This window comes from Actinomadura sp. WAC 06369 (genome assembly GCF_003947565.1).
GTDB lineage: Bacteria > Actinomycetota > Actinomycetes > Streptosporangiales > Streptosporangiaceae > Spirillospora > Spirillospora rifamycini.
Genome location: NZ_QHJN01000261.1, coordinates 1 through 6,840 on the forward strand (window position 1 = coordinate 1; position 6,840 = coordinate 6,840).

The 6,840-nt window shown below is 71.2% G+C and carries 9 protein-coding genes; 5 read left to right on the forward strand and 4 right to left on the reverse strand.

What is annotated here, in order from left to right; genetic code table 11:
- The 4 genes from DMH08_RS37450 to DMH08_RS37465 all read right to left on the reverse strand — a co-directional run.
- Positions 1-1,141: hypothetical protein (locus DMH08_RS37450; RefSeq protein ID WP_199748193.1), on the reverse strand; the 1,141-nt coding region annotated here is incomplete at its 3' end.
- Complete coding sequence (locus DMH08_RS37455) at positions 1,138-1,866, reverse strand: hypothetical protein (protein ID WP_125620961.1); 729 nt, start codon at positions 1,864-1,866, stop codon at positions 1,138-1,140. The genes DMH08_RS37455 and DMH08_RS37450, both read right to left, overlap by 4 nt.
- Before the next feature lie 419 nt (positions 1,867-2,285).
- Positions 2,286-2,813, reverse strand: coding sequence for a hypothetical protein (locus DMH08_RS42180; protein WP_125620963.1), 528 nt, complete (start codon positions 2,811-2,813; stop codon positions 2,286-2,288).
- Positions 2,810-3,124, reverse strand: a complete 315-nt coding sequence (locus DMH08_RS37465) for a DUF6507 family protein (RefSeq protein WP_125620965.1) — start codon at positions 3,122-3,124, stop codon at positions 2,810-2,812. The genes DMH08_RS42180 and DMH08_RS37465 overlap by 4 nt, the downstream gene beginning before the upstream one ends.
- A 313-nt stretch (positions 3,125-3,437) precedes the next feature.
- On the opposite strand from DMH08_RS37465, the gene DMH08_RS37470 reads away from it, so the two are divergent.
- The 5 genes from DMH08_RS37470 to DMH08_RS37490 form a co-directional block, all read left to right on the forward strand.
- Positions 3,438-3,767, forward strand: coding sequence for a hypothetical protein (locus DMH08_RS37470; protein ID WP_026405669.1), 330 nt, complete (start codon positions 3,438-3,440; stop codon positions 3,765-3,767).
- Between the two features lie 18 nt (positions 3,768-3,785).
- On the forward strand, positions 3,786-4,088 hold the full coding sequence (locus DMH08_RS37475; RefSeq protein ID WP_026405670.1) for a pore-forming ESAT-6 family protein: 303 nt from the start codon (positions 3,786-3,788) through the stop codon (positions 4,086-4,088).
- Between the two features lie 43 nt (positions 4,089-4,131).
- Positions 4,132-5,070 (forward strand): TNT domain-containing protein, encoded by a 939-nt coding sequence (locus DMH08_RS37480; RefSeq protein ID WP_233618047.1) that lies wholly within the window; start codon positions 4,132-4,134, stop codon positions 5,068-5,070.
- 19 nt (positions 5,071-5,089) lie between these two features.
- The gene (eccD, locus tag DMH08_RS37485) at positions 5,090-6,415 is read left to right on the forward strand and encodes a type VII secretion integral membrane protein EccD (protein WP_125620967.1); all 1,326 of its coding nucleotides are present in this window, start codon (positions 5,090-5,092) and stop codon (positions 6,413-6,415) included.
- 10 nt (positions 6,416-6,425) lie between these two features.
- Positions 6,426-6,840: nucleotide-binding protein (locus tag DMH08_RS37490; protein ID WP_199748194.1), on the forward strand; the 415-nt coding region annotated here is incomplete at its 3' end.

A 6,840-nucleotide genomic window follows, 5' to 3' on the forward strand; every position in this document is an offset into this window, starting at 1 on the left:
AGTCCGGTGCGCGGGACGGGGAATCGGGGGTGGGTGCGCGGTTCCAGGTGATGGTGGCTGGGTCTACGTGGGGGGTGATGACTTTTGTGCGGGTCAGGTCGAGTTTTAGTTTGGTGCCCAGGTCGCCGATTTTGTGGGTGAGTCGGGCGGCTATGTCGGAGACCTTGGGGAGGCGGGCGCCGGCGCGGAGGGTGAGGGAGAGGGGGTCGAGGGCTTCGCCTACCTTGGCGGCGGCGCGGGTGCCCTTGGCGAGCTTGCCGGCGCTGCCGGCTTTGCCGATGGGGATGACCGTGGTGACGATGTTGTAGGCGGTGTTGCCGAGGGCTCGGGCGGGGTCCTGCTTCCACTGGTCCCAGGCGACGAAGCTCTTGCCGAAGCCCTTCCAGGTCTCGCCGAACTTGCCGCGGAGTTCGGGGGAGAGGAGGGCCATGGCGGGGGTGCCGAGGACCATGAGGTTCTCGAAGGACTCGCGCCACTTGTCGGGTGAGGTCGCGAGGTCCCAGAGGCCCGAGGCGTCGCCCCACAGGCCGTCGCCGAAGAAGCCCGTGAGGAACGAGGTGGCGCCGTCCCACATGTCCTCGTACCAGGGGTTCTCGGCCTCTTCGGGCGTGCCCCAAGTGAGCGGCTTGCCGTCGGTGCACATCTGTTTGCTCGGCGCGCTGCCGCCGTAGGCCGAGTAGATGCTCGTGGATGCCTTTTCCTGGGCTTTCTGGAAGGCGAGTGCCTGGGCGTCGACGGCTTGGAGGAGGGAGTTGTTCTCCTGGACGAGGTCCTCGTTCTTGCGCCAGTCTTCTTCTTCGGTGTACGTCTTGTTCACGAAGGTGACGGCCTGCATGTACAGGTCGGTCAGCTTGCGCTTGATGACGCGGGTCTCGGCGGCGTAGGTGGTGAGGGCGCCGGTGACCTGCTCGAGTTGCCCGGCGAACGATGCGGCGTCGTCGCGGACGGGCGCGGTGGCGGAGAAGAGGTCGGCGGCCTCGGGGGCCTCGTAGAAGGCCGAAAGGCCCTGCCACGTGGAGTGGACGTCCGCGCCGGTCTCGCGGATCCCGGTGGCGGCCTTCTTGAGACTGTGGGCCTCGGCCTCGACGGCGTCGGGGTTGACGCCGGACATGATGCTGAGAACGTGGTCGGGAACGATCATCGGTTCACCGTCCCCTCGTTGCCGCGCGGGCGGGCGTTTGTGGACGCGCCGCGCCGGGTGCGGTCGAGGGGGACGGGGCCGCCTTGCTCGACGAGCGCGGTGAGGGCTTGGAGGCTGAGGGCGCTTTGTTCTTCGGCGTCGTCTGGGATGGCGCCGCCGTTCGGGTCCTCGGGGGCCCCTTTCCACGCGCAGAGTGCCTGACGTGGAGTCAAGCCTTTTATGGCGGCCTCGTGCAGGCGCCGTGACCAAACGGTCGCCGCGCCCGCATCGGCGTGTGCGACGAAGGACGCCGCGTCGTCCAGCGCGGATGCCCAGAGGTAGCCGATCGTCCGACCGTGAAGGGTGACCGGGTAGTAGCGCACCGGTTGATCGGTCGTGTTGGGATATGGGTTAGTGAGTTCTTTGAGGGCTTGGAGGCTGGAGGCCTGCTGTTCCTCGGCGTCGGCGGGAATGGCGCCTGCGCGCGGGTCCTCGGGTGCGCCTCTCCACTCGCGCAACGCCTCCAGCGGCGTGAGCCCTTGTCGGGCTGCTTCGCGAAGTCGAAGTACCCAAGGCACGCCGACGTTCTTGGCGACTGCGCCCGCGTCGCCGCGGTCCTGCCAGTAAGCGGCGTCGTCAGTGATCGATGCCCATAGATATCCGACCGTTCGGCCGTTGAGCGCGACCGGGTAGTAGCGCACCGGTTGGTTGGTCGAAGCGGGGAAATCGCTTGCGGGTATCTTCATCCGCCCGAGGGGACCCCAACCCCGAGAGCGGTCGTAAGGGGTCCCATCAAGTGCCGTACGCAGTCGGGTAACGGCATCCTTGCGCGGCGAAGGATGGGCTGGGTTGAGCCGCCGCGTCATGGTTTCTTTGCTTTCTGCTATTGCTTCCTCTGTGTTGCGGGTGATTGTGCCTGCTTCGGGATGTTCGGGCATGCCTTTCCACTTGCGCAATGCCTCCAGTGGGGCCAGTCCGTCCGAGTGGCTCTCCCTCAGTCGGGCTGACCATATCGCTGGGGCGCGGAGCGACTTTTTTGGCCAGGTGGAATGGCGAAAGAATCCGGCTGCCTGATCTCCTTCGGCTGCCCAGAGGTAGCCGATCACCTCGCCGTCTAGCGTCACCGGTGCATAGAGAACCGGCTTTCGCGTCTCATGTCTGTATGTCACTTCGACCTCGTGGGAGGCGGGGTGAACGGGTTCTCGTTTGCTGCTCGGGTTTTACTTATCTTGTTGTACAGCCAGTCGGGGATGTGTTCCTCGTCGCGTGGGAAGAACCCGAGGTCTTCGACATAGGTCTCGGGGGTCGGTTCGAAATGGAAGGCGTCGGGGCTGAAATTCGGTTCGCTGTCGTAGTCGAAGTCGACGGTATAGTCAGACGGTTTGGTGATTACGTAGTTTGCGGAGAACCACGTGCCCTGGCCTGGTCTGTACATGGCGGTGCGGAGTTCGAGCATTCTGGTCCCCATTGACATGGGGGGCCTCAATCTGATGTTCTCTCCGGTTTCGAGTTTTGCCTCTATTAGTGACTTGGCAAAACAGGCTAGGGCGTGGATGGAGTAGCGTATTTCGCTCCAGTTGGCGGGTGCTGTCGACAACAGGAGCTTGCCGACCTCGGTGAGGGCCTCTTGTTGCTCTTCGGGGTTCATTCGGATGTTCGCGTCGGTCTCGCGGACGTGGTCGGGGACGATCATTGGGTTGTCCGGGCGGCCTTGGCCTGGGCTTGGGCGGCCATCTCCTCGTCGCCGCGCACGTAGGCGTTGGTGGCCTCGGCCGCGCCGCGCAGGGTGCGCTGGGTGCGGTTGCGCAGGCCGAGGAGGGTGGGCCGGTGGTGCTCGACGAACCCGCTGAGGGCCTTGGAGACCTGCGTGCTGCCGGACGCGGTGCCGGCGTCGCGGCAGCCGGTGGCGAACGCTCCGGCGTGCTGCTCGAACGGGGCGAACGCCTCGGCCGTCCGGTTGATGACGCCCTGGACGCCCTGCGGATCGATGTCCCATGCGGTCAATGCGCACCCCCGCGATCTTGTGATGTGCGAGTCAAGTTAGGGGGAGCGAGGGACGAAACGCTGATATTTGATGTTTTGGATGACCGTAATGCGTGTTTTTGGTGGGTCGGGGGTTGGTGGGTGACGGGAGGAGTGATTGTTGTTCTTGCAGGTCGGTGGTGTTCAGGGCCTTGGAAGTGGCGGGTGCGGGGGTGTGGTGCCGGAATCGGTCAGGGGTCCGACTGAACGCCTGACGTGTCTGACTCGTCCGATAGAACGGAGATCAAGATCCGGCTATCGTCGTCCGCGCGGCGATTCGAGCGGTAGGTGAGACATGGGGCGATGGGACCAGGGCGAGCAGACGCTGATCACGCTCGCGAACAACACCGGGGACCGCGGTGAGGAGCTCGCGGCGCTGGTGAAGCAGCTGATCGTGGCGGCGGAGCCGCTCGCGGGGAAGTTCAACGGAGCCGGTAAGGCCGCGTTCGACGGTTTCAAGGCGCGGTCGGATCAGATCGCCGCCGACCTGAAGGGCGGCCTCGACCGGGTGAACACCGGGCAGATCGGCATGGAGCAGGCGTTCGCCGCCGGTGACCGGTCGATGGCGGACGAGGCCGGGCGCATGCAGTCGGCGGCCGACTTCGACGGCGCCAAGTTCCGCTGACCACGAGAGGACGCCCGAATGACGAACGGACGCCGCAGCTACGACACCGGGGCATCCGGCGAGGCGCAGGCCAACATCCACGCGATCGTCGCCCGGCTGGAGGCGCTGATCGGGACGCGCGACACCGACGTCGCCGCCGCGCTGGCCGACTTCGAGGCCACCGGGGTGTCGGAGGAGTACCGTGCGAAGGAGGTCAAGTGGCACAACGCGGCCAACGAGACCCGTGAGATCATCCGGCTGGTCAAGGCGACGCTGGAGCGCAACGACGAGATCGCCGGGACGACGCTGAACAAGGCGAGCGCGGCCGTTCAGGCCATCTGAACGCGGTCGGGAGGGACGCACCGGTCGGTGCGTCCCTCCTCCGGTGAGAGGGGGGACCCTGCGCGACTACGACGCCCAGTTGCTGGAGTCGGTCGCCGTGCGGCGCCGCAGGCTCCGGCACGCGCTGCTGTTCGGCCCCGAACGCACCCGCCGGACGTTCGACGAGAACCTGATGAAGGTCGTTGCGGGGCTGTGCGTCGCGGCGGTGCTGTGCGCGGGGACGGTCGGGTTCTCGTACCTGCGGTCGCGGCTGCAGGAGCAGGAGCGGAAGGCCGCGGAGTCGCAGGTCGCCGCGCCCGGGCCCGGGACGGCGCCCGTGCCCGCGGAGTGGGTCGGCGCGAAGGTGACGTTCGCGATGCTGCGCCGGGCGCTCGCCGGCGCGGGCGTCCCCGCGGGCCTGTACGTCCTGCCGGACCGGCCGGGGGGTTCGGGGTCGCACTACGTGGTGGCGCGGGACGCCGACGGGTACTCCGGCGGCGTCGTCGAGTTCGGCCGTGCCCGGATCGCGGCGGAGTTCCCCACCGAGGACGAGGCGTGCCGCTGGCTGTACGGGGAGCTGGTCGTCCCGGACGGGCGCCCCGTGCGGGCGCTCGACGCGGACGCCGAGCGGGCGGCGGTGCGGGGCGGTGCGGCGCTCGACGCGGAGGTGCGGGACGCGGTCGCCGCGGCGGGCGGGACGTCCGTGGTGCACCGGCTGCGAGCGGGGACGCTCGTCGACGCGTTCGGGAACGAGTCCGGGTCGGTGCTGTCGCCGTTCGGGACGCCGTTCGCGCGCCGCGGGCTGCCCGCGGAGGCGCGGGGCTACCACCGGTACCGGGTGGCGCGCCCGTTCGACGCGGACGCGTCGCTGTCCGCGGGCGGCGGCGCGCGGTTCACGCTGAACGCCGGGCTGTTCCCGAATCCGCCCGCTCTGCTCACCGTCCGGTGGCTGGTGCGCACCGGCTACCTTGATCCCGTCACCGGGGCGGGCGTGCCCCGGTGACCGCAGTGGAAAGGGTCCTATGTCCGCGTGGAGCCGGGTGACGCTCGTCGGCGAGCACCGCCGGGTCGACATGGTCCTCCCGGCGCGGGAGCCGATCGGGGCGCTGCTGCCGGACGTCCTGGAGGTGCTCGACGACCCGGTGCAGAGCCCGCCGCGGCTGCGGCACCTGGCGACGTCGACGGGGGAGGTGCTCGACCCCGGGACGACGCTGGCCGAGCGGCGGATCCCGGACGGCGCGGTGCTGCGGCTGGTGCGCGGCGACGAGCCGCTGCCCGCCCCGGTGGTGCACGAGGTGCCGGAGGTGGTGGGCGACGCGCTGGACGGGCGGCTGTGGCGGTGGGGCCCCGCGGCGATGCGCTGGACCGCCACCGCGGCGGTCGCGGCGCTGGCGGCGGCGATCGTCCTGGTGCTGCGCGCGGGCGTCGCGGGTCCGGCGGCGGCGAGCGCGGGCGCGGCGGCGGGCGTGCTGCTGCTGGTGTGCGGGACGGTCGCGGCACCGGCGGGGCGCGAGCCGCTCGGCACCGCGCTCGTCCTCGGCGGCGGGGCGGCGGGTGCGGTGGCGCTGTGGACGGCCGCCGAGCGGCTCGACCGTCCGGACTGGCTCGCGTGGACGGGCGCGGGCCTGCTGGCGGCCGCGCTGACGGTGCTGCTCGGGGCGGTGTCGCCGCTCGGCCGGGGCGGCGTCGTCGGCGGCGCGGTGATCGCGCTGCTGGCGGGCGCCGGCGGGCTGTGCGCGGCGTTCGGGCTGGACGCGCCGCGCATCGGCGCCGTGCTGGCGGGCGGGTGCGTCGTGCTGCTGGGGGTGGTGCTGCGGCTGGCGCTCGCGCTGTCCGGGCTGACGTCGCTCGACGACCGGCGGGGCGAGGGCGGCGCGGTGCGGCGCGGGGACGTCCTGGAGGCGTTCGACGGCGCGCACCGCACGATGACGATCGCGACCGCGGCGGTCGCGGTCGCGGCGGCCGTCGCCGGGTTCGGGGCGCTGTCGCGGTTCGACGGCTGGACGGCGGCGCTCGCGGGGCTGCTCGCGGTGGTGCTCGGCGGGCGCGCGAGGGTCTTCCCGCTCGTCGTGCAGAAGGCGGCGCTGCTGGGCGCGGCCGTCGCGATCACCGTGGGGCTGGCGGTGCGGCTGGCGGGGCACGCGAGCTGGGGCCCGCCCGCCGCGCTCGTGCTCCTGGCCGGGGTGCTGGCGGTGCCGGTGGCGGTGCTGGCGGCGGGGCAGCCGGAGCATGTGCGGGCGCGGCTGCGCCGGGCGGCGAACGTGGTGGAGGGGCTCGCCGTCGTGGCGATCGTCCCGGTGGCCATCGGTGTGTTCGGCACGTTCGAGCGCCTGCTCGGCACGTTCTGAGAGGGGCATCGTGGCCGATCCGCGTCCGGCGCGCGACGTGCACGGCGATCCGCTGCCGCGGCGGCTGGCGCGCGGCGCCGTCCGCCCGCTGCGGGCCGCCGACGACGTGCGGGCCCTCGCCGAGCACGGCGCGTGGCTGGCGCGGCCCGTCACGACGGGGCGCCGCATCGCGGTGACGGGGATCCGCGGCGGGTCGGGGAAGAGCACGGTCGCGGCGCTCGCCGCCACGGTCCTCGCCCGGCACCGCCGGGACCGCGTGCTGGCGCTGGACGCCGACCCGCAGTTCGGCTCGCTGCCGCTGCGGCTGGGTGTCCCGCCGGGCCCGTCGCCGGCCGGTCTCGCGCGGGTGTCGCCGGCCACCGCGTCGTTCGCGGAGGTCGAGCCGCGGCTCGCGCGGGCGGGGGAGGGGCTGTGGGCGCTGCCGG